This window comes from Peribacillus sp. TH27 (genome assembly GCF_016650915.1).
In the GTDB taxonomy this organism is placed as follows: domain Bacteria; phylum Bacillota; class Bacilli; order Bacillales; family DSM-1321; genus Peribacillus; species Peribacillus butanolivorans.
Window position 1 is genome coordinate 630,108 of the sequence record NZ_JAEKEV010000002.1, and the last position, 22,484, is coordinate 652,591.

Below are 22,484 nucleotides of genomic sequence, written 5' to 3' on the forward strand. Positions count from 1 at the left end.
CGTAAAATTAATCCATCAACATCCTTTAATATCAATGAATTTATAAGTTATAAATGGATATAGAAGTATGAAACTGTATAAAAAATGATGTAATTTGAACCAACTTGAACCAAAATTATGATGGATGCTAGTTGAATACATTTCTTTTTATTTTTCTAATGTTGTTACGTTATAAAAAATAATTCGCACTTTAAATAAACATATTAATTTTTAATCTAAAAGCTTTTTTTCACAACCTTATCATTAAGTAATTGTATAAGGTATGGTTTTATAGAAGTCACAATAATAGCTCTTATTTTTTTTAACTGTTTTTCAGATGGCTCGCCTCTCATATTAAACATTTTTAGCATAAAATTGTAATCATTATCTCCATTAAAATTATTGTACTTATTAGGCGTGAATGCACCTTGATCAAAAATATACTTTAATATTTTTCTTGAGAAGTATTCAGAATTTAATGTGATAAATTCATTTGCTTTAACACCATGAAATAATTTAAACAATTTTTCATTAACTAATGTAAGTTCATTTAAATCTTCACGATCAAACTTCTTAATACAAGAACTTCCAATAGGAAAAAGTGTGTTTTGATTATTGATATTCTTAATTGTAAATAAATATCTAATATTTTCTTTACCACATATACAAGAAGATTCATTATCTTCATCTTCAATAACATCATCAATTTCCCATTCTAATACAGCAGTATTCCATGACTTACTTACCGATTTTTCAATGACTGTTTTAATTAAATTTTTTACATAAATTGAACTCATATTACCCTCCTCTTATTTATTATTTTTTTGATCGATAAGCATTAATCGTGTACAAGCTACATAGAATTTAGATAATGTTTGAGTTCTTCATTTATATAATTGATTAGGGTACTTTTTTAATGTCGTAGGATTTAGAAATACACACACATCTTGGTAGCCTAGCACCTTCGCATCCTCTGGTTTAGGCGGTTCGGTTGTAATTGCTTACCTGTCTTCAGAGCTTACCAGATGTGCAATTGTTTTCTAACACAGCAATAGAAACAACCATTCTATCTAATTACTAAAATAACATGTCAGACGTAAGCCATAAGTATCTTTTAGGTAAGTATCAGTTGCCAGAATAATTTGTTTCATTGAATCTGTAATTTTCATTATCGAGACTCCTGGCTGAACAATTGATATTTCAAATTCTGTTTCAAAACCAGATTTCACCATCTTCTTTAACATCTGAAGAATTTGTAAGTCACCCTTTTCAAACCGAGTTTCACCATAGTCTTTCTGTCTCGAACTTTCTCGTTCAATCATTCGTTGAACAATCTTTAAGACATTATCATTCCACATAATTGATTTTTCAGCCTGACCACATACTTCATATAAGTCTTTAACACGAGCACCGGGAAGTTCTCCGCCTGAGTATTTACAGTGATACAGATGAAATATGACTTTTGAATGTTCCTCATCAATTTTGACCGAAACGACATCTGCAATTTCTCCCGATCCATCATCATCAAAAATGATATCTGATGTCTGATCTACAATATTATGTATTGTAGCGTATTGAATAGAATCAGTCTTTCTTCCTCTTCCTTGAGATTCAGATTTAATATCGACTCCAAATTCATCCCAATCGATATCAAAAAAAGAGTCTAGTGGCAATTCAATGTCACTTTTAGGTTTGATAACTGTTTTTAAATTTTCTTGGACTACTACAATAGTTCCATCGTTTTGTATGAACGAAACTTCCGGTGAGTTTTCATGCAAATAATCAGTCATTTTAACAGTTCTATTACCGGATTTCACTATTAGCTCTTCACCTTCGATTTGCTTGAAACTATATGAAGTCTCATTAATAATCTGTTCAAAGATAAATTTTCGTTCATTTATCCAAAATTCAAAGCGAAGATTTTCATTAACTAAACCGGGATTCTTTAGATCTGTTTGAAAGAACGGAAATTCCTTTTGTTCTTTAGAAATGTATAACTGTTTAGCGAAAGCATTAGAAACTTCAATTATTTCTGGCATCGATATTTTATAAGGGACACCCTCTGGAAATTCCTTAATAACTTCTAAAGTAAGGGAATTATTTAATATATTATTCGTACTAATAGTATCATCCAATACCTTATTCCCTATTTTCTTACACCAGTCTGTCCAAAAGTTTATCCGCTCTACCCAGCGCATCCAAACTTTCCCTTTATATGAACAACCAATACTAATTCGTCCTCCGTCTTGATAGCCATAACCGAATAAATTAGACTTAGTTGAACCCGATGCAACTGCCTCACTAATTCCAGACTTAATATCTGCACCAGCAAACATTCTAAAGCTAATCCTTCCACTAGGTTTTTGCTTTAATCCCAGCGTTCCAATCATCAATCGATTAATTCCATCTAAGCTTCGATAAATTGAATCTCCCTTAATTGCTGATGCTTCTGAAAACATACTATCCACAAGCCGATTTCCTTTTCCAGCATCAGTTTCGTTTATATGAACAATTCCATTATCCTCATCAAAGAACAACACAAAGAAATCATAATCATATTGAACAATATCCTTTTGATCTGACCAGACAACCTTTGTTTCAATTTCCTCAATGAAAACATAAACAATATCTTTTTCATTTATTAATGATGTAGTTCTATTTGGATCCAAAACTTGTTTCCACCCATTTACATAAATTCTTTTTGAAGGGTGTTGGAACATCCTGGTACTCACTTTCATCTTTAGTTGGGATAAATCTATCTCCTTCACATGGCCTTTTTCAAACCTATCAATGAATTCACCAAGCTCAACTTCCTTATTGACAGCTTGATTTGAATGGATATTAAGAAGTTGATTCCAATCAGAATTTTGATGATATAACTCTTCAATCGCTTCCTTCAAATCGTCCATTGCCACATTCGTGATGAGCTTTGCATTACCCAACTTATTTCCACTTGTTCGAGCAAAACGTCCAATGAATTGAAGTGTAATCGGAAGCGACTTATATTTATCGTGGATTGCGGCAATTTTTAGTGTCGGAATATCTATGCCTTCGCCAAACATATCTACACATACCACAATTTTTGCTTTACCATCTTTAACTTGCTGCAAGTTTTCTTTCCTCTGGGCAGGGCGAATGCCAGTGTGAATAACAACTGGATTATACTTTTTATATTGAGAGTAAATTTTTTCATACAACTCATCAGCTCGTTTTCGGCTATTTGCTCTCGCTAAAAGTACATGCTCATATCCTTTCTCTAAATCTTCATCTAATTGCTTGATGGCAATTTTTGCAATTTCACCATCAGACTTTCGCTCATCAAATTCTTGAATTGGATAAAAATCGATAGGTTTGAAATACCCAGCTTTTTGCGCCAATGCCAAACCATAATTGAAAATTATCTTACCATCAATTTTTTTTCCATCATTTCTAAATGGAGTTGCAGTAAATTGTAGAATTTTTTTTCCTATAAATCTTTCTCTCACCGTTCCCCAATCGGGAGCGGCAAGATGATGCGCTTCGTCAAATATTACAACCTCTACTTTTTCAAGCAGTTTATCCCAAACTGAAGAGGTCATATTTTTAATCATCCCAGGAGTTGAAACAATTATATTAGCCTCCTCAAGGGCATCAATCAGAATATTTTCATCCTCATCTTTTACTTTTGACTTATAAAGAAAAGTCGTTGGATAAATAACTTCCTCTGATATCATTTTTAATTTTGGAAGTATACCAAAATGCCTCGCTCCTTCAAAAATTTGTTCCCTCAATAGATTAGACGGTACAATGATAAGCGTTGAAGTAATTCTCTCAGAAATAATCGTAGTATACATTGTTTCAGACTTCCCTGTTCCAGTAGGTAAGACAATAGTTGCTGGAGAATTTGATGTTGCCCAATGTGCACGAATTGCAGATAATGCTCCAAATTGGGGCAAGCGTAAACCAATCTCATCTTCATTTCGAGAAACCCTCTCATGATATGACTCTTTCCAACTATTAATAATTTCTTCTCGATTGAAGATTCTACCTTCAGCATCCGCACATCGACTTAACTTGTTATCATGACCGATTGTTGAAATTATATTTTTATACTTTCCCAAACAACCACTTCTTTCTGTTGTAAAATTTGACATTTTTACTAATAATATTATAACAGACACAAAAGAAATCTTTATACAAGGATTCTTATTATTATTAAAATAAAAAGTTTTTACTTTATACAAAGATTAACGAGTTCGTTTCTTACGCTTTCTTTTAAGTAATTTTTTGTATCAATTCTAAAGCCTAAGGGATAGCCACCTATATCTCCAATCATTTCAAGAGGGTTGGCAAAACCATATTCTAAAGAACCAGAAACTAGGTATTGGGATACCTCATAGTTAAGTCTTTCCATATCAATCAACTGATTAATCACAATCTGTAGCAACTGGTCTCTTACGTTTTCTACATCTTCTTTTGTCATAGTAGGATATCTTTCTTCTTGTTTTTTATTATATTGAGTGATAGGAATTCTCTTATTATAAACATCCTCTTCAACTTTCACACCCAATGCTAAAGCAATAGTTTCAAAAGCTTTAATAGTATCTTATTAGCAAAGTTCCTGTTAAAGATAATGGCTATATTTTTGGCTTTAGCGGCTTTAAACAATCTGAACTACTTTCAGACTTATTAGCGCATTTAGAGATCCAAAAAACGCCCTTGGCTTAAGAGATACTCACGCATCCTTTCTGTTTTCTCAAGATATAGATATTGCTTATGTCTCTCAACGACTGGGGCATATCAATATTCAAACGACTCAAAACTATTACCTCGAATTAATGCCAGAAAAAAAGCACCAGCAGGATGCCGATGCTTTAAATCTGTTGAATTCTTTGTAATAATAATTATTGATTTGAACCAACTTGAACCAATAAAGGTTCGTAAGCGTTGGTATATCAACAACTCTATTAACGTTTTGAGAACTGAGGTCATGACGTGCGCCTTTAAGACCGTATTTTTTAGGACTTTTTTCGATACACTTTAGAGGGATTTCATCGAATGTAAAAACCCTTTAGCATACATATTGATTTCACTGATTGCACCAACGCGTATTTATTAGGTATTCAAATTGTTATGCTAGCAGGCATTATAAGTAAAAACATTCAATGGACTGTGCCTTAGGGGAGGGAAGGGATTTTAACAAAGCTTATATTTATGATTGTTCTCATAACAATTCGGACATCCACTACGATTACCATTTCTATTGTATATTTGTGCATCCCATTCGTGACTGCACTTTTTACATAACCACCAAACTTTAAAATGAGAGTTTGCAAAGTAAGATTGCGGGCCTTTTTCATTTTTAGTTGGGTGCCATTCCTTAACTAGTTCTGGATTTACAGCAGCTAAATTATTATCCGTATGCAACCTTCTATTCCCGCAATCTGGACAGTTGTTGCCTCCTTGTGTTCTACTTGCAATTGTAGCAGACCATTGATGCCCATGAATACAAATCCAATTTACTTTTTCATGACTTGCAACTTTAAAATTTTCTGGTTTTAAATACCCATTCTTATGGTAATCCCATTCTTTTAAAAGTGTGGGTCTAACAGTAGCTAATGAATTTTCATATTCCCAACTATCCATTAAATCTAAAATTGACACATTATCTCTTTCCATATTTATATCCGGACTTTGTTGAATATGATCAGTAAATATCTTTTCAAGACACGTTTGAAATGCTTTCATTGAATGATTTTTAAGATCATAAAAAAAAGTATTTGGATTTGGTGATTTATATGGAGGGCATTCCGGTTCTCGGATTCTAATTAGCTTTGTATATGGCATTTTTTCTAGTAACGCAATGTCTTTTTTTACATCACGCTTATAATCCTTATGATATAGACCTCCGTCATACTCAATTACTAACTTAATCGAAGAAATGTAAATATCCAAAACCATACGTGTTCCTAAAAGTGGTGTTTCCATCTCAACATCATCAAAATGTTTTTTTAAATAATAAAAGAGTGCATATGATTGTTTTGACACTTTCTTCGTTGTATTACACCTTGGACACCCTGTTCCACCACTTGTCCGATGTTTTGGAGTTGTTTTCCACTCATGTCCCTTCTTACATCTCCATAAAACCTTGTAAGATGAACCAGGTGGGACATCTTTTGCAGTTTTACTTTTATTATCAATACATTCAACCCATTCATTTGCAATATGCGGATAGAGGTTAGCTAGACTGTTTGTTTCATTCACCCTTAAACCTCGACAGTATGGGCACCCACTACTCCTTCTTTTTCTAGTCATTTGTTTAATTGACATATCAAACGAATGACCTTTTTTACAAATCCAATAACATACAATATTAGATCCAGCAAGTACTTTATCTGGAGTTAATGAGCTATTTCTCTCTTTGTCCCACATGGCTACTAGATCTGGTCTTCTTCCTAATAATGAACGTTCGAAACACACCTCTGAACCTTTGCAATATGGGCATCCTGTTCCATTAGATCTAGATGCTAATTTAGCCTCATAACTTGGATGTCCTTCTTTGCATTTCCACCATACATGCTGTCTTCCTTTTGGAGGGACATCACTTGGCTTTATATCACCGTTTAATTCATAGTCCCATTCATTGGCCAATTCTGGATATTCACTTGCTAGACTTTTCTTCATTTAACCACTCCAAAAAACATAGCTTTTTTATTTATTCATATCCCAAATTTACAATAATTACACAATAGAAGAGTGATCTTACTTTTACTTTTTGTCAACTACTGTAGCCTTGAAAGGAAGCTTGATCAAATTAATACTAATAACCCTTGATAAATGAACAAATAGAAAGAGCCTGTTTTGAACAAAGGATTAATCAAAACAGGCTCTTAATATATTCAATTGAATCATTTTTTATAAAAAAGGTTGATCAAATGGTGTTCCTTGCTCAACTAATACACCTGTTTATTGAAGAAGAAAAATATGTTGCTTCTTTAAAATTGGTGACATATTTTTCTTCTTTTTTGAGTAGCTTTGAAAAAAGTTTGAAAGTTTGGTCAAATAATACAAGTGATTTTGAAAAAACCATAAAAAAATCATAGTCTCCAAAATAAATCACAGATAGACTTTTTCATAATCCTTTTTTATTGGTAATAATGGATTGACAATATCATTTGTCTGTAATTTGTAGATCACGAATACTTTATTTGTCACTAGAATTAAGAATAATAAAAGATATTAATAAGTTTGTAACTAAAGGTTAAGAAAAGAGATTGGTTAAAAATTATTTGGGTTCGAGAGTGACATATGTGAATTTTTTACAATAAGCAATTTTGACATAAAGACGATATTTTCTTAGCTACGAATGATCAGATATCCTTATAAACAAGTAGAAAGTAAATGGTCCATTTGATTCGCATTTCCATCAAGTATGTTCCTACTAAAGAGTATAAAGCCTTTACAGCTTCAGAAGGTGTATGGAGCACCATGCCTTAAGGATTGTCATAGTGCCTTCGAAGCCTTTCAAAAACAATGGTCTTCCTATCCAGGACCTGTGGATGTATGGGTTCGAAACTTCAGACATGTGGAACAACTATTTGATTATGGAAGTGCTATTCGTAAAGTCATGTATACCACAAAGTAGAAAGTATCCATTCTAGATTTCGGAAGGTTACAAAAAAGGAGCATTTCCAAATGAAAATACCCTGTTTAAAGTCCTCTATTTAAGCATTCAAGAACTAGAAAAGAAGTGGGATGGTGGGTTTATTCAAGACTAGTCCTTGGTCCTGAACCAACTTTTACTCCACGAAAATCTCAAAGACCGAGCACCTAAAGACATAAAGCCACTGTACCCAAGCATTCCTACTCTTGCCATATGGGTCACATATTGAAGTGTAAAAGAATTTGAGGCGTCTTTTTTAGGAAATCAGCTATTTGGATGGGATAATGTTTCTTAATTAATCAAAGTGGAATGACATAAAACATAATAGGGACAAGGGGAATCAAGTATATTTTATACTTGATTCCCACTGTATTTCAGGGTGCGAAACTTAAGTCATAATACGAGCTATAGTCTTTTTCGTAACTCCCATGCAATCTGCGCACTTTCCTCTAATTCTTCTAATGCAAAAAATGCTTCCATGACATCTTTTCCTGGTACAACCGGGCCATGATGGCTCAAAAGCCAGCCATTATTAGCCTTTACTCGTTTTTCAAATACGTTAAACAGTTCTTGACTTCCTGGTTTTTCATAAGGAATTAAGCCAACAGTTCCCAATTTCATTTTCAGATATGGAGTATGATCCGGCATACAATCTGATTCATTTAGCCCAGGTACACAACTCCAGAGCACACTATAAGTACTGTGAACATGAAGAACTGCACCTGTATCTGGTTTTGCTTTGAATACTGATAAATGTAACGGCCATTCCTTACTTGGTTTTAATTCATTATATTGATTTCCATCAATGTCCATAACAGCAAACTCACCTGGTTTCAGAGTTCCAAAGCATGTTCCAGTAGCAGTAATATAAATTTTACCTTCATGTACAAAGCTTAAATTAGCAACGCTTCCACTAGCTTTACCACGTTGAAAGAGACTATGGGCAACCCAAATAGCATTATCAAGCTTTTTATCTAATGTTTTATCCATACTTACCACTTCTCTCTATTATGTTAAGGATAAAGCGCGAAGAAAAAAATCGGATTTTCCAAAGTTTCCACTTTTAAACACCATTCGAATTCGATTATCTTCTGTAGGTATCAAAATGGGTACTCCAGGTACAATACTCTTTCCAATATGGTATCCAGTGTACCCGAGCCTTTTTGCTACTGCTCCACTCGTTTCTCCGCCAGCAACAATTATTCTTTGAAACCCAGCTTGAACAGCAAGTTCTGCTAAATCTGCAGTTGCATTTTCTAATTTTTCAGCAAATTCTTCTTTACCTTTTTCCTGAATTCGTTTTACATTATTGGGTGTGTCACTGCTATATACTAGTATAGATTCTTCTTTGTTTTGAGAAATCACATTCCAGATCTTCTCTACCGATTCTTCGCTTGATATCAATTTCATTGGATCCATAAAATAAATTTTACCACCAGATTTTTGATATTCTAAAATCTGGTTTCGAGTCGCTTCACTGCAACTTCCTGATAATATTAACGCAGGTGACTCAGAACGTTCAAATCTATCTGCTTCATCATTTTTCTTATACATTTTTGCCAATGGGTATGCTAGACCACTACCGCCAGTAATAAGTTTAAGATCTCCAAATAACTGTACCAAATTTTCCGCATCTACATCCTTCTCATAGTCAGGTACTATATAAAATTGTGAATGCTTACTTTTTATTGTTATTCTTTCAATAAATTCATCTACTTCTTCCTTGTAGAAAGAGTCTGAAATTTTCACACTGGGGAATTTGCTTTGTGCATTCATTAAACGGACTAGATCACAATCCCACATTGGTGTAAGCGGATGATCCTTCATTGGGCTCTCATGCAATGGTACTCCATTTACATATAAACATCCTTCCTTAACACTACGCCCATTTACCGGAAGCGCAGGACAAAGAATAGTATAGGGAACATCTAGCTCTTCCATTACAGCATCACAAATTGGTCCAATATTACCCTTAGGTGTAGAATCAAATGTTGAGCAATATTTTACGTAAAACTGTTGTGCACCTTGCTCTTTTAACCACCTTATTGCCTCGAGGGAATCTTTGACAGCGTCTTTTGGATCCTGAGTACGGGTTTTTAAGGCAATTACACATACCTCTGCCTGTGGAGCCTCATCAACTTTAGGTACTCCATTGTATAAAATAGTACTAAGTCCACCTTTCACAAAAAAAGAAGCGATATCACTACCACCGGTAAAATCATCTGCAATACAACCAAAGCGCACTAGATTCACCCCCTGTTATGTTATAATGATGCATTCTGACAATCTAAGAAACTCTTGTCAACTTTACATCTTCAATATAAAAAGAAGATAATAACAATTTACATATACGAAAATTATAATTCATTCTTATGCGGTAATAATTTTTAGTGTTATTTAATCGATTGACCTTTCTTCAAAGTTTTTTTACGAACCTTTACACCTAACAAATCTTCATAGTAGCAAATCATTGCATGTTTGTAGTAATCACCTTGACCATTATTTAATGCTAATTGATAGGTTTGCATTGTCCCGTTTAATGTTGGAAGCGGAATCTGGTATTTCACTAATACTTCATACATACTTTGCATATCTTTATATGCTCTTTCAAGTGAAAATCCATGTTCAAAATTCCCTTCTAAAACCTTAGGAAGCAATGTTTTTGAAGCAAAACTGGACCCTGTAGCTGTCATTAATACGTCACTGAGCTTTTCGGGATCTAAACCAAGTTTAACACCAACTGGCAATAGTTCACTAAAGCTTGCACAACAAATATTTAACGCGCAGTTATTAATCATCTTCGTAAGCTGTCCAGCCCCGTTCTCTCCCATGTAGAGTACCTGTGTCCCCATTCTATCGAGCATAGGCTTAATTGTATTAAATATTTCTTCATTCCCACCACACATGATACTAAGTGTTCCTTCCATACTTTTTGCATGTTGACCAGAAATAGGACAATCCAGATACTCAATTCCATTCGTTCTACAGGTTTCTGCAATTTCGATTGCACCTAAATAACTAATTGTGCTAAAGTCAACAATCTTCTGACCTGGTTTCATATGCTTTAATAGACCGTTCTCGCCAAATACAACTTCTTTTACAATCTCTAAGTCTGGTAAACATAGAAATATAAAATCACTATCTACTGTATCTGTAATATTCGTTGTGGTTTTAATCCCTTTTTCATTGAATTGCTCCAATGCATTTGGATTTGCGTCACATACTAGATAATCAATCTCACCTTCTTTTTCACTGTTTGCAAGATTTAATGCCATACCCATGCCCATTACGCCTAATCCAATATAACTTACTTTCATTGAAAAACACTCCTTTTGTTTTTAAATTATTTCAAGGCTCTTAATCGAAATTCGTATAGTAGTTGACTATTTCTAACTTTTGAATAACTTATCATTAATTACCACTACCAATTATTTACTTTTGCGCTTTCTAATGCACTGATTACCGCTTTTACTGCTTCTTTCGGACTAGACAACACTGGTAGTCCTAAGATATTGGTTTCCTTTTCTGCAGATGCCTGTGTGATCTGTGCAAGAACGATCACTTCACATCCTCTTTCTTTCAATTCCGCTGCAGCAAGACAATTAAGACGATTATGTTCTTCCTCATTTCCGGCTTTCAATTCAGTCATAGCCTGCGTATTAATTTGTGTATCTACTTCAACTTCTTTACCCAACACTTTGGCTATCCTCTCCAATTGGGCTTTTGTTGCTGGTCCAGATGGTGCAGTCGTTGCAACAACGCCTATTTTTTTATAATGATTGACTGCCTTTTCTAACATCGGACGATCAACCGCAAAGATCGGTACTTTGATAAATGGCTTCACAGAATCTACAATAGGTGTCAGCACGGTGCATGCTACAATGATTGCATCAACACCTGCGTCCTGTGCTTTAACTGTAATATCTATAAAATCTCGATATGATTTATCATCGATCCCATTAATTTGGTTTGCATAGTACTGAATATTTTCATCAACAAAATTTAATACAGTTACTTCCGGGGCTAGCTTTTTGAATGCCTGCATTTAATGGTGGTACAGCATTACAGGTTGCATGAATAATACCAATTTTCATATCTATTCTCCTCATATTTTAGTAGTAATAGAGTTTAATTCATCTGATGTTTTTTAGAGTATCTATCATTTGATCAATATTTAATATTTTTTCTTTAAAATTTAGTGTATGGCTTAATCGACTGATATGGGGCTGTTTTAGCATTGCTTCTTCCAAGATGTCTAGATCCCAGAATATTTCTTGCTTATTACTATCCGCGACTACTCTCTTATTTGCCATTACTATGACACGGTCAAAATTTTCAACGACAAATTCCATATCATGTGTAATGGTAATAATGGTTTTCCCTTCTTGAACTAATGAATTAATAATAGAACCTAATCTTTTAATTGCAAGAGAGTCTTGACCAGCTGTTGGCTCATCTAAGATAATCGTCTCTGTATCCATTGCAATCACCGAGGCAATTGTTACAAATTTTTTCAGGGAATAAGGCAAATTATACGGATGTATATCTAAAAAAGGCACAATTCCCGTTAATTCTGCTGCCTTCATTACGTTTTCTTCAATCTTCTCCTCCGAAAATCCAAGGTTTTTAGGACCAAACCTTATTTCGCTTTTTACATTTTCATGAAAAATTTGATCATCAGGGTTTTGAAATACATATCCTACCTTTTTAGCTATCTGAGCCGTTGTATATTCTTTTGTATTTAAGCCTCCAATAATGACATCACCTTGTGTCGGCTTTAATAATCCATTCATCATTTTCACTGTTGTTGTTTTCCCGGCACCATTTTGTCCAATTATGGCTACCGATTCACCCTTTTCGAAAGACATGCTTACATTTTCAACAGCCGTAAAACCATTGGGATAACAATAGGTAACGTCATTTAACGTTAAAAAGCTCATGATTTCACCCCTTGTAATGCCATCCATTCTTTCATCACTTTAATGGAGTCACTTTCAGTAATGGGAATTCTTTCGGTATTCATATTGTGTTGCCGCATTTGTAAATCTAATAGTGTAAACTGAGTTAATCCTACGCCATAGTACTGTGTATCTTCGTCAGATAGTACATCTTCCGTTCTTCCTTGTTTCTTAATCCGTCCATCCTGAAGAACGATAACATAGTCTGCATACTCAGCAATTAATTCTATTTTATGCTCTACTAAAATAATTGTTTTCCCTTTTTTCTTCATAATATCTATTGCCTTAAATATTTCCTCCGTACCCTGCGGATCCAATTGTGATGTCGGTTCATCAAAAATTAGAATCTCCGGCTCCATAACCATAATAGATGCTAGAGCCACTCTTTGTTTTTGTCCGCCTGAGAGTTCATTCGGATTTTTGTGTTGTATATACTCTATGCCAAACAACATTATTATGTCTTGAACTTTCTCCTTAATAATACTTACTTCAACCCCTAAATTCTCAAGGCCAAAAGCAATCTCATCAAAAACGGTTTCTTTCACTCCACTGATTTGAGTAAAAGGATTTTGGAAGACGAAACCCACCTTTTGCGCAAGATCACTTGTATCCCAATCACGAACATCCTTTCCGTCTATCAGCACTTCACCACTAATATCTCCCTTAAAAAAGTGTGGAATAAATCCTCGAATGACATTACAAAGTGTGGTCTTTCCTCCGCCATTGACACCAATTACGGCATAAAGCTTTCCGCTCTCAATTTCAAGATTAATATTATGCAAAACCTCATCACTATTAGTAGGGTACTTGTATGATAGATTTCTTATCTGTATTCCACTCATAAGAAAAACCTCCAGATCAAGATGTAAACTAATAGAAACAATAGTATGGCAATAGTTAATGTGTCACTCTTAGTCTTTTCCAATTGATGTAAACTTGTCTTTTTGGTCCGGGCTGTAAAAGCCCTTGATTCTAAAGTGATAGCTTTCTCATCTGTGCTTGAAAATGACGATAAAATCAAAGGGGTTAATGCTGGTATAAATGCTTTCATTCGTATTCTAAAATTTCCTTCCGTTTCCACACCGCGAGTTCTTTGTGCATCCATAATTCTTAACAAATGTTGTCTCATCTCCGGAATAATATTAAGTGCGGATGAAAGCACATAGGTAGCTTTTGGAGAAATCCCTAATATTTCTAAAGACCGCGTTAAATCATTTATTTTTGTGATCTGGAAAAATAAAACAACTGATGATCCTATCGCTAAAATTTTGGATGTTAATTGTAAACTAAAATCAATTCCTTCTTGTTTAATTGAGAATATATTCCATGACCATAATATTGTATCTCCCGGATAGAAGAATGCTTGCAAAAGAAAAATCATGAAAACGATAGAAAGCAAACCCTTAAAGACGATGTCTACAAATAGCTTTGTTTTTCCAGCTATCATAGCGATGAATAAGCACAACACGGGGACCAAATATGAATATAAATATCCTGGTAAAAGTAACGGTGTTATCATCAAAAATAGTGCGATAAAAAATTTCGTTGTTGGGTATAGATTTAGAATAAAGGTTCTTAGCTTTTCCAAATGTGTATCTCCCCTTTCATTTAAAGGTTCATTTTTTTCGCACCACCAAGGCTAAAAAATTGGGTGAACTCCGTTAATGAGTGGCAAACAGTTTCACTCTTTGACGTATTACTATATTCTTTTAAGATGCCTTCTTATTTTTAATATATAGGTGTCCATAGTTTTGTTTAGAAAGGTATTGATCTGACATCTTCCGAACAAGCATATAGGCAACAAATATAGAAAGTATTTTATCGATACTTTCGACAAATATCTTTTGAGTAAAGACGGCTGTCCATATTTCTTTTCCTGAAGTTAAAACAATGGCAGTAAGGAGATCTGATCCAGTTCCGGATGCTCCTCCAAATACAATAACTGTTGTCGGAGTCGCGATTAGTATCGCAACAAGTGCCACAATAAAACCAGTAACCGCAACCTTCCAAGCTTTTGTTGTCATTCCCTTCTTAGCTAGGAGACCTACTACAACTCCTGAAGCCATGGAAACCGGCATAAACGCCAATTGAGTAGGGTTAAATATCCCAAAAATTAGTTTTGAGACCCCTCCTGTTATCGCTCCAACCCATGGGCCAGCTACCATCGCGACAATCATCGTACCAATTTGATTTAAGAAGAGAGGTATCTTTAACAATTCGACCAGTTCTCCAGCAACTACATTGACGGCTACACCAATAGGAATGAGCAAAATTGCAATAAGTGTAAAATCTTTTTTTATCCTTTTCATACATCTTCCTCCTTTTTACATGGTTTTACAGAGATTTTGCCCCCAGTTGCTTGCGAATTTCGAATTGGTGGTTCACTCTCAGGGTAATGTGGGATAACTTCTTTTATGACTCCATCTTCCACCAATACACTGCCCTGGATAGTACCTACGTTATCGTCCATCGTGATAATAGTGGCACTTTTAATTAGTGACAACCTAATGCCACTCATTTGCGGACTAAATATCTAAAAAATAAAAAAAGATGAATAAAAATAGTATATTCCTACTCGCTTCTTTAATTGTTCTAGAATCATCTCCTGTATTTAAAAGACATGACCTATTGTGCTTCTAAGGTAGAAATACAATCGGCAAACCGTTTTGCCACTCTCTCCCCGTCAACTCCCATGAGGATCGAGGTATTGGGTTCTGGATTACCCCACTGCCCCGTAAACTCTGCGATGGTCTGACCAGCTGTCAGCTCCCCCGTCGTCTCAATCGAAACAAAGGCTTGCTGCACCTCAAAGAGTTCGGGCCACAGCGCATAGGCCACGGCTGGCACGTCGTTGTAATAGACGCCTGTCTCTGTTTCTGGGGTTTGCAGCGAGACGATGTATGCCTTACGACGGAATTCGGTCGCCTCTAGGAGAAAAGCTCCGGGACGAGTACCCGATACCCTAATGCGATCAAGATTTTCTTGTGATATCCGCACCTTTGTACATACATCGAGACCCACCTGAACGATTGGCGCACCCGACTCGTACATCACTCGTGCAGCCTCCGGATCACTAGCTAGATTAAAGGACGCCACAGGGGATATGTTTCCGGCAACACGGACTGCGCCGCCCATGACGATGATTTTTTTCACCTTATGTGCGAGACCGGGGTCGATGGAGAGGGCGAGTGCCACGTTGGTTACAGGACCTAATGCTATAATGGTAATTTCGTTCGGGGCCTCGTTACAGCGCCTCACGATCTCCATCGCGGCATACCCCTTGGCCTCTGATACGGTGGGGTTGGGGGCCTCGACGCCACCGAAACCATTGTTTCCGTGAATGTGCTTGGCAAAGTACGGTTGACGTAAGATGGGTTTGCCAGCTCCCCGGTAAACAGGAATATCTGTTCTACCGGCTAGTTCAAGTAATGACAGTGCGTTGCGTGTCGAGGTTTCAACCTCGATATTCCCATATACTGTCGTCAAAGCTTCAACTTGGAGCTCAGGGGACGCGAGCGCAAGATAGATTGCCGCAAGGTCGTCGACACCCGGATCAGTGTCGATAATTACTCGTTCCACCATAATTTCTAATCCTCCTTGTATCTTAAATTTAAATTTACAACGCCTTTTATAGAAAAAATATCGTGAGATGCATTAGCACCAACCCCTCATTTGAATGAGGTTTCGGTATATAAAAGGGGCCTACTTGGCCCCCCAAAAGCCTTCGATACTCTGATTCTATTAAAATTGCGAGTACATTCGTGCTACTATACCAATTGAGGGTTTCTTTCTCTGTCTACACCCTCGCAAAAGCGACGTGTTTTCTCCTCGTCAACCGGGTTCGTCATGATATCGTCAATCTTGGCGCCATATCCAAAGACCGCACCATCCGCATATTTGAGAAGATTCGCAGTCTCGACTTTCATTCCACTACCGATAATGATAGGAACATCAGGGACTGCACGCCTTACCGCCTTTAAATTCTCAACCGAAGGAGGTTGTGCCGATTCCTCACCGGCAAGAATAATTGCGTCCGCCATCCCACGATAGGCCGTATCCCGAGCCAAGACATCTATAGGTCGAGCCGCCAAAGGAGCCGCATGTTTTGTCTGAATGTCAGCGAAAATCTTGACTTTATTCTCCAAACCAAGATATTTGCGATATCTCGCTACTAAGTGGGCTGTACCATTGATAAGACCTTGGTCGGTCACGTACGCATCGGTTAGGACATTGAGTCTGATAAAATCTGCTCCGACTGTTCCAGCGACCGCTAGCGCAGATTTCCAAGAGTTTCTTAGTATATTAATACCCATTGGAAGTTTCACTTCGCGACGAATTTCGTGGGCAATCATTGTCATCGCTGCCACTGTTTCAGGTTCCTCCGTTTCAGGGTAAAACGGATAATCGTTGAAATTTTCTACCATAACGGAACTGGCTCCGCCCTTTTCCAGACTTTTCGCATCGCGGATCGCAGCTTCTAAAACTTGATCGATCTTTCCATCGTAAAGGGGTGATCCAGGTAATGGTCCTAAATGAACCATACCCAATACTGGTTTTTCTACTCCGAAAATATTAGTAAATGAAGTTTTCATAACAAACTCCTCCTTATTATTTTTAAATTTGATAAATGAGACCCGAGGCATTCGATACTATGGTAATGTTTAAATTACGAGTATATTCTTACTACTTAATCAATAGAGATATTCTTTCCCTTTCTACACCCTCGCAAAAGCGACGTGTTTTCTCCTCGTCAACCGGGTTCGTCATGATATCGTCAATCTTGGCGCCATATCCAAAGACCGCACCATCTGCATATTTGAGAAGATTCGCGGTCTCGACTTTCATTCCACTGCCGATAATGATAGGAACATCAGGGACTGCACGCCTTACCGCCTCTAAATTCTCAACTGAAGGTGGTTGTGCCGATTCCTCACCCGCAAGAATAATTGCGTCCGCCATCCCACGATAGGCCGTATCCCGAGCCAAGACATCTATAGGTCGAGCCGCCAAAGGAGCCGCATGTTTTGTCTGAATGTCAGCGAAAATCTTGACTTTATTCTCCAAACCAAGATATTTGCGATATCTCGCTACTAAGTGGGCTGTACCATTGATAAGACCTTGGTCGGTCACGTACGCATCGGTTAGGACATTGAGTCTGATAAAATCTGCTCCGACTGTTCCAGCGACCGCTAGCGCAGATTTCCAAGAGTTTCTTAGTATATTAATACCCATTGGAAGTTTCACTTCGCGACGAATTTCGTGGGCAATCATTGTCATCGCTGCCACTGTTTCAGGTTCCTCCGTTTCAGGGTAAAACGGATAATCGTTGAAATTTTCTACCATAACGGAACTGGCTCCGCCCTTTTCCAGACTTTTCGCATCGCGGATCGCGGCTTCTAAAACTTGATCGATTTTTCCATCGTATAGTGGTGATCCAGGTAGAGGTCCTAAATGAACCATTCCCAATACTGGTTTTTCTACACCGAAAATATTAGTAAATGACGTTCTCATAACAAATTCCTCCTTATTATTTTTATCTTATATTTTTTCATGTATTTATCATGGTTGACTTCTGGTCATACTGATTGAGATCCCAATATCCCAATCATTTGCACATTCCTATGAATCTTCTACTGATGCATGTTGAGTTTCATACGGGCACGCATTTATTCTTTGATGCCAGTTGAAGCCACACCTAATTCGATCTCGTCGATAGGCAGTGCAACATCCGCATCCATACTTGGCGCCCGAAGCTGCGCTGTGAGTCCACCATCGATGGCTAGGACATGGCCTGTGATGTAAGAAGCTTCCGGTGACGCCAGGAAACGAACACCCTGACCAACGTCTTGAGGCATTCCGAGCCTACCAAGTGGAATGAGATGGTCGGGCGAGGACTCTTCCCCTACAGCGGTTCGGTTTTCAACCCAGATGGCACCCGGCATCACGGCATTAACCCGGATTTTCCATGGAGCCAGATCAAGTGCCATTGCTCGGGTAGCAGCCTCGATCGCACCTTTCGTCGCGTCGTAAGCGACACGATTTCGATGTGCGCGTGTAGCTCCTCCAGAACTCATATTGATAATGACCCCGCCTTCACCTTGGTGAACCATGACTTTTGCCGCCATTTGGCTACAGTGGTAAAGACCATTAATGTGTATATTCATTAGGTTCTCCCACATACCGTAGTCTGTTTTTAGAAAGTGTCTTTCCGAGAGTGGGCCGTGACCAATGCCTGCATTGTTAACGAGCACATCTATACCGCCTTGGAAATGGTGGGCTTCCTCAAAGAGTCTTTTCACATCGTCGCTTGACGAGACATCCGTATATACGAATAGGCCTTCCCCCCCCGAATCGACGATCTCCTGCACACATCGCTCACCCGCGTCAGCGTCAACATCAGCGATGACTACCGACGCACCAATCTCAGCGAAAGTTAGGGCGATACCTCGGCCGAGTCCCTTTGAACCACCGGTCACGATAACACGCTGCTTTAGTCTATTACTCAATTTTATTCACACCCCATCTAATTTCAGTTATTAATGTGTTTGGGCAAAGTTCGGTTGACAAACGACTTACTTGTTTCACCATGATTTCTTCCACTTTCACTCTAATAAAAACGCTAATCTGCTAACTTATGAGATTCTAGTATGTAAGCCTTTTCATTACCTTGATTAGAGAATATAGGAAATTAAATTTTCTAGGTTTTTCATTCCCCTTTAATACAAGGCTTAATCAATTCATTTCTGGTCGATATGCTTCTTCAATTGGTTACAAGAAAAGTCGACTTTCATCAAAAACCTTTCGATCCTGTTCTTTGAATTGAATTAAACACCATTTGAATCACCTCCCTTAATATCTTTAAATATCCAATGTTTCACCAGCTCCTTATATCTTAAAATAACCAGTTATTACCATTTGCCATATATAGTGAATTCTAATCCCTACTCCAATGTTATAGTGGTATAATCATCCAACGTATCAGAAAACCAATATTGTAAATCGGCTTCCCTTTTATTGAGATACATTGGCTTCCCGTTAACAAGTTTCATAGGTATATCGTGTCCAGGCACCAAAATACTACCTGTCTTTCTTTTCCATAAACTCCATAAATAATCAATTGAACTTTGACTTTCTAATAAATTTAACGTCATGTCTACATTGCATGATAAAAGTTCAGCCATATTTTTAGCTGCATCCCCACTAAATAACAAATCATAATCACCATTGTCTACACTGTATGCCATGTGACCTGGTGTATGTCCTTTAGTTTGATGAGCAACAATACCAGGAACAACTTCTTCGAGATTGTCGACTAACCTTATTTGTGAGGAACAATTTAATTCCTTAATATACAGTTCAGGTACATGCCATCCCCCAGGTGGTTCATTTAATGCCCAATTCATATCCACTCGACCCACTACAATGGTCGCGTTAGGAAACAAAGTCCAATTTACACAATGGTCCCAATGTGTATGGGTCAATAAAACCATTGATATATCATTTGGAGATAAACCTTTGTCACGTAGCCTCCTTAATAAAAGTGGCCTGACACCAAAACTGCCGACATCAATAATAATATTCTGGTCATTTTGGGACAACAAGGTAACCGTACTCCATCCAAGCCCTCCATGGGTTGAAGACTTTCCGGGAAATCCTTGGATAAATATGTTGTAGTCAAACATTACTATCCCCTTTCACCTTAGTACTAAATTTTTACCCTATTCTTATTTCATAAATGTTGTAATTATATGAATTTTCAGAAAACAACTTTTAAATGACACCCTTTGTTCATGAAAAAACCTGACATGCCATCCGTAATTAAAGTATGAGGAATACCAAACTTTTTGTTCTAATGCGGTAATTCTAGCTACCTGCAAATATGGCCTAGTTTCACATATATAGTCATGAATTTACTTTCCTTGTTCAAAAGCCTTCCAAATGACGGATAGGGCATGTCCCCCATATTTCTTCATAAAATGGGAGTTTTAGCTGATTAATCAATTTTAAAGATCCATCTTCAAACTAAATGGAGAGTACGAGGTTTTGTTACTTTAAATCCTGAACAAAAAATGCAACTCACCTCCAATCAATTTTTCATTGTTTCCCGATTTGCATTTACATTTAATCGAGAAACAATGAAATACTGTTTTGCTGTAGCTTCATGAAGGTCTGTTACATTATAGGCTTCTTAAGCAAATACATGGTTAAGATTATTAAAACTACTGGAAACGTTTCCATATTTACAACAAATTATTCATACTTAGCTAATTATATTCAAGGTTTTTTGAAAATTCTCAAAATATATTTATAGAAATTCCAAATCAATTTTACATTATAGGCTTCTTCCAACGACTGGCCAACTGCACATATGCCGTGATTCTTCATTTGGTTTAATATTTCACATTGTAATTGGCTTTCATAAAAAAATTAAGCAAATACGTGGGTAAGATTATTAAACTAAGTGGAAACGTTTCCATTATCTAAACCAAATTATACATACGTAGCAAATCATTTACAAGAATTTTTTGAAAATTCACATAAATATATTTATAGAAACTCCAAATCAATTCTATGAAAAATTATTCTGAAGCATCTATGTTCAGATTCTTTAACTCATTACTTACTATGAACCGCCATAGTTGACTCTCTTTCGATAAAAGTTGGATAAAGTACAAGCGTTTCTTTAAATATTTGCTTTTCCTTAATTGATTTAACAATGATTTCTATTGCCCTTTGTCCCATTTCTTTAATAGGTATGTGAATAGTTGTCAACATAGGAGACAAAATTTCTGCATATTGAGAATCATCAAAACCAACAATTGACAATTGTTCGGGAATTTTAATATTAAGCTTCCTTGCAGCTTTATAGATCCCCACAGCAATACTGTCGCTTCCAGCAAATATTGCTGTAGGTCTTTTGCTTTTTTGTAACAATTTCAATGCATTTTTGTACCCACTTTCAATATAAAACCTGTCAAAAATAACAAAATCGTCATTTATAGGAATTCCACTTTCATTCAATGCAAATTTGTATCCTTTATGCCTTTGAATTGATGAATAAGAATCAATTCCCCCAGAAATAAATGCAATATCCTTATGCCCTAATTCCAGAAGGTGTCTCGTCGCATTATATCCACCATCAAAATTATCAACTAATATTTCATTAACAGTTAAGGTGTGGAATTTGCTTCCTAAAATAACAATAGGAAGCTGGGGAAATTTTTCCTTCACTTCTTTTATATTTTTATCCTTAACTTCTGGAGATGAAAAAATAATCCCATCGACTCCCTTTGCAATCAATAGGTGTATATACTCTGCTTCTTTTTGTAAATTGTTATCAGTATTACATAAAAAAATGTTAAACCCATGACTATTTGCTCCATCTTCTACTGCTCTAGTCAGATCCGAATGAAAAATATTTTTAATATCGGGTATGATTAAACCAAGGGTTAATGTTTGTTTCTTGATCATTGCAGCAGCAACTAGACTCCCTTTATAATCAAGTTTTTTAACTGCATTAAGAACTTTTTCTTTCGTTTTTTCACTAGTATACCCACTCATATTTAGTACTCTCGATACAGTAGAAATTGAAACTTTAGCTTCCCTAGCGACATCCTTTATAGTTGCCATCATGATCACATCCTTTTGGAAACGTTTCCTCATTTTTTCTATTGTTATAATTCTACAAAATTAGTCGATTTCCTCCCATACCTATCCAATATCATCTAAGGCCCCTTAGAGCATTTTATGGATTTGGGCACACTTGTCTTCCCATTTGAACGCCTTTGAACAGGCTTTACCTGTATTGGCGCCCGGACACAAGCTCTCCCCCTTACAAATACACAATAACGGGTTCTGGTGCAAAAACTACTCGCTAGAAACATAGAATATCAATTTCCTTCGAA

Annotated in this window: 19 protein-coding genes and 1 pseudogene; 1 reads left to right on the forward strand and 19 read right to left on the reverse strand. The window is 36.5% G+C overall.

Features of this window, described 5'->3' with window-relative positions:
* Positions 1 to 215 precede the first annotated feature (215 nt).
* The 4 genes from JFU24_RS04500 to JFU24_RS04515 form a co-directional block, all read right to left on the reverse strand.
* Positions 216 to 776 carry a hypothetical protein gene (locus JFU24_RS04500; protein ID WP_201249571.1) on the reverse strand — a complete coding sequence of 187 codons (561 nt, stop codon included), beginning with the start codon at positions 774 to 776 and terminating at the stop codon, positions 216 to 218.
* A 273-nt stretch (positions 777 to 1,049) separates the two neighbouring features.
* On the reverse strand, positions 1,050 to 4,202 hold the full coding sequence (locus JFU24_RS04505; protein ID WP_201249572.1) for a DEAD/DEAH box helicase: 3,153 nt from the start codon (positions 4,200 to 4,202) through the stop codon (positions 1,050 to 1,052).
* A complete protein-coding gene (locus tag JFU24_RS04510; RefSeq protein ID WP_201249573.1) occupies positions 4,190 to 4,522 on the reverse strand; it encodes a hypothetical protein in 333 nt (110 codons plus the stop codon). The genes JFU24_RS04505 and JFU24_RS04510 overlap by 13 nt, the downstream gene beginning before the upstream one ends.
* 632 nt (positions 4,523 to 5,154) lie before the next feature.
* Positions 5,155 to 6,642, reverse strand: a complete 1,488-nt coding sequence (locus JFU24_RS04515) for a zinc-ribbon domain-containing protein (RefSeq protein ID WP_201249574.1) — start codon at positions 6,640 to 6,642, stop codon at positions 5,155 to 5,157.
* Positions 6,643 to 7,359: 717 nt separating this feature from the next.
* Here JFU24_RS04515 and JFU24_RS30080 point away from each other — a divergent pair.
* Positions 7,360 to 7,733, forward strand: a pseudogene (locus tag JFU24_RS30080) (transposase); the annotation flags it as partial.
* A 293-nt stretch (positions 7,734 to 8,026) separates the two neighbouring features.
* On the opposite strand, the gene JFU24_RS04520 reads toward JFU24_RS30080, so the two are convergent.
* The 15 genes from JFU24_RS04520 to JFU24_RS04590 all read right to left on the reverse strand — a co-directional run bounded on the left by JFU24_RS04520 (position 8,027) and on the right by JFU24_RS04590 (position 22,209).
* A complete protein-coding gene (locus JFU24_RS04520) occupies positions 8,027 to 8,611 on the reverse strand; it encodes a class II aldolase/adducin family protein (RefSeq protein WP_201249575.1) in 585 nt (194 codons plus the stop codon).
* Positions 8,612 to 8,629: 18 nt separating this feature from the next.
* A complete protein-coding gene (gene otnK / locus JFU24_RS30990; RefSeq protein ID WP_201224782.1) occupies positions 8,630 to 9,865 on the reverse strand; it encodes a 3-oxo-tetronate kinase in 1,236 nt (411 codons plus the stop codon).
* 149 nt (positions 9,866 to 10,014) lie between these two features.
* Positions 10,015 to 10,938, reverse strand: coding sequence for an NAD(P)-dependent oxidoreductase (locus JFU24_RS04530; RefSeq protein ID WP_201249576.1), 924 nt, complete (start codon positions 10,936 to 10,938; stop codon positions 10,015 to 10,017).
* 104 nt (positions 10,939 to 11,042) lie between these two features.
* Entirely contained in the window at positions 11,043 to 11,666 is a 624-nt protein-coding gene (locus JFU24_RS04535; RefSeq protein ID WP_201249577.1) for an aspartate/glutamate racemase family protein, read from the reverse strand.
* Positions 11,667 to 11,754: 88 nt separating this feature from the next.
* Positions 11,755 to 12,561, reverse strand: a complete 807-nt coding sequence (locus tag JFU24_RS04540) for an energy-coupling factor ABC transporter ATP-binding protein (RefSeq protein ID WP_201249578.1) — start codon at positions 12,559 to 12,561, stop codon at positions 11,755 to 11,757.
* Entirely contained in the window at positions 12,558 to 13,421 is an 864-nt protein-coding gene (locus JFU24_RS04545; RefSeq protein WP_201249579.1) for an energy-coupling factor ABC transporter ATP-binding protein, read from the reverse strand. Before JFU24_RS04545 ends, JFU24_RS04540 begins: the two co-directional genes overlap by 4 nt.
* Entirely contained in the window at positions 13,418 to 14,167 is a 750-nt protein-coding gene (locus JFU24_RS04550; protein ID WP_201224786.1) for an energy-coupling factor transporter transmembrane component T, read from the reverse strand. The genes JFU24_RS04545 and JFU24_RS04550 overlap by 4 nt, the downstream gene beginning before the upstream one ends.
* A gap of 121 nt (positions 14,168 to 14,288) precedes the next feature.
* The gene (locus tag JFU24_RS04555; protein ID WP_201224787.1) at positions 14,289 to 14,888 is read right to left on the reverse strand and encodes an ECF transporter S component; all 600 of its coding nucleotides are present in this window, start codon (positions 14,886 to 14,888) and stop codon (positions 14,289 to 14,291) included.
* Positions 14,885 to 15,082, reverse strand: a complete 198-nt coding sequence (locus JFU24_RS04560; protein ID WP_201249580.1) for a hypothetical protein — start codon at positions 15,080 to 15,082, stop codon at positions 14,885 to 14,887. Before JFU24_RS04560 ends, JFU24_RS04555 begins: the two co-directional genes overlap by 4 nt.
* A gap of 122 nt (positions 15,083 to 15,204) precedes the next feature.
* Positions 15,205 to 16,161, reverse strand: coding sequence for a nucleoside hydrolase (locus tag JFU24_RS04565; RefSeq protein WP_201249581.1), 957 nt, complete (start codon positions 16,159 to 16,161; stop codon positions 15,205 to 15,207).
* A 185-nt stretch (positions 16,162 to 16,346) separates the two neighbouring features.
* Positions 16,347 to 17,171, reverse strand: coding sequence for a BtpA/SgcQ family protein (locus JFU24_RS04570; protein WP_201224790.1), 825 nt, complete (start codon positions 17,169 to 17,171; stop codon positions 16,347 to 16,349).
* A gap of 91 nt (positions 17,172 to 17,262) precedes the next feature.
* The gene (locus tag JFU24_RS04575; RefSeq protein ID WP_201224791.1) at positions 17,263 to 18,090 is read right to left on the reverse strand and encodes a BtpA/SgcQ family protein; all 828 of its coding nucleotides are present in this window, start codon (positions 18,088 to 18,090) and stop codon (positions 17,263 to 17,265) included.
* Between the two features lie 155 nt (positions 18,091 to 18,245).
* Complete coding sequence (locus JFU24_RS04580) at positions 18,246 to 19,085, reverse strand: SDR family NAD(P)-dependent oxidoreductase (RefSeq protein WP_201249582.1); 840 nt, start codon at positions 19,083 to 19,085, stop codon at positions 18,246 to 18,248.
* A gap of 435 nt (positions 19,086 to 19,520) precedes the next feature.
* Positions 19,521 to 20,261 (reverse strand): MBL fold metallo-hydrolase, encoded by a 741-nt coding sequence (locus JFU24_RS04585; protein ID WP_201224793.1) that lies wholly within the window; start codon positions 20,259 to 20,261, stop codon positions 19,521 to 19,523.
* A 934-nt stretch (positions 20,262 to 21,195) separates the two neighbouring features.
* Positions 21,196 to 22,209 carry a LacI family DNA-binding transcriptional regulator gene (locus tag JFU24_RS04590; RefSeq protein WP_207203197.1) on the reverse strand — a complete coding sequence of 338 codons (1,014 nt, stop codon included), beginning with the start codon at positions 22,207 to 22,209 and terminating at the stop codon, positions 21,196 to 21,198.
* Positions 22,210 to 22,484 lie beyond the last annotated feature (275 nt).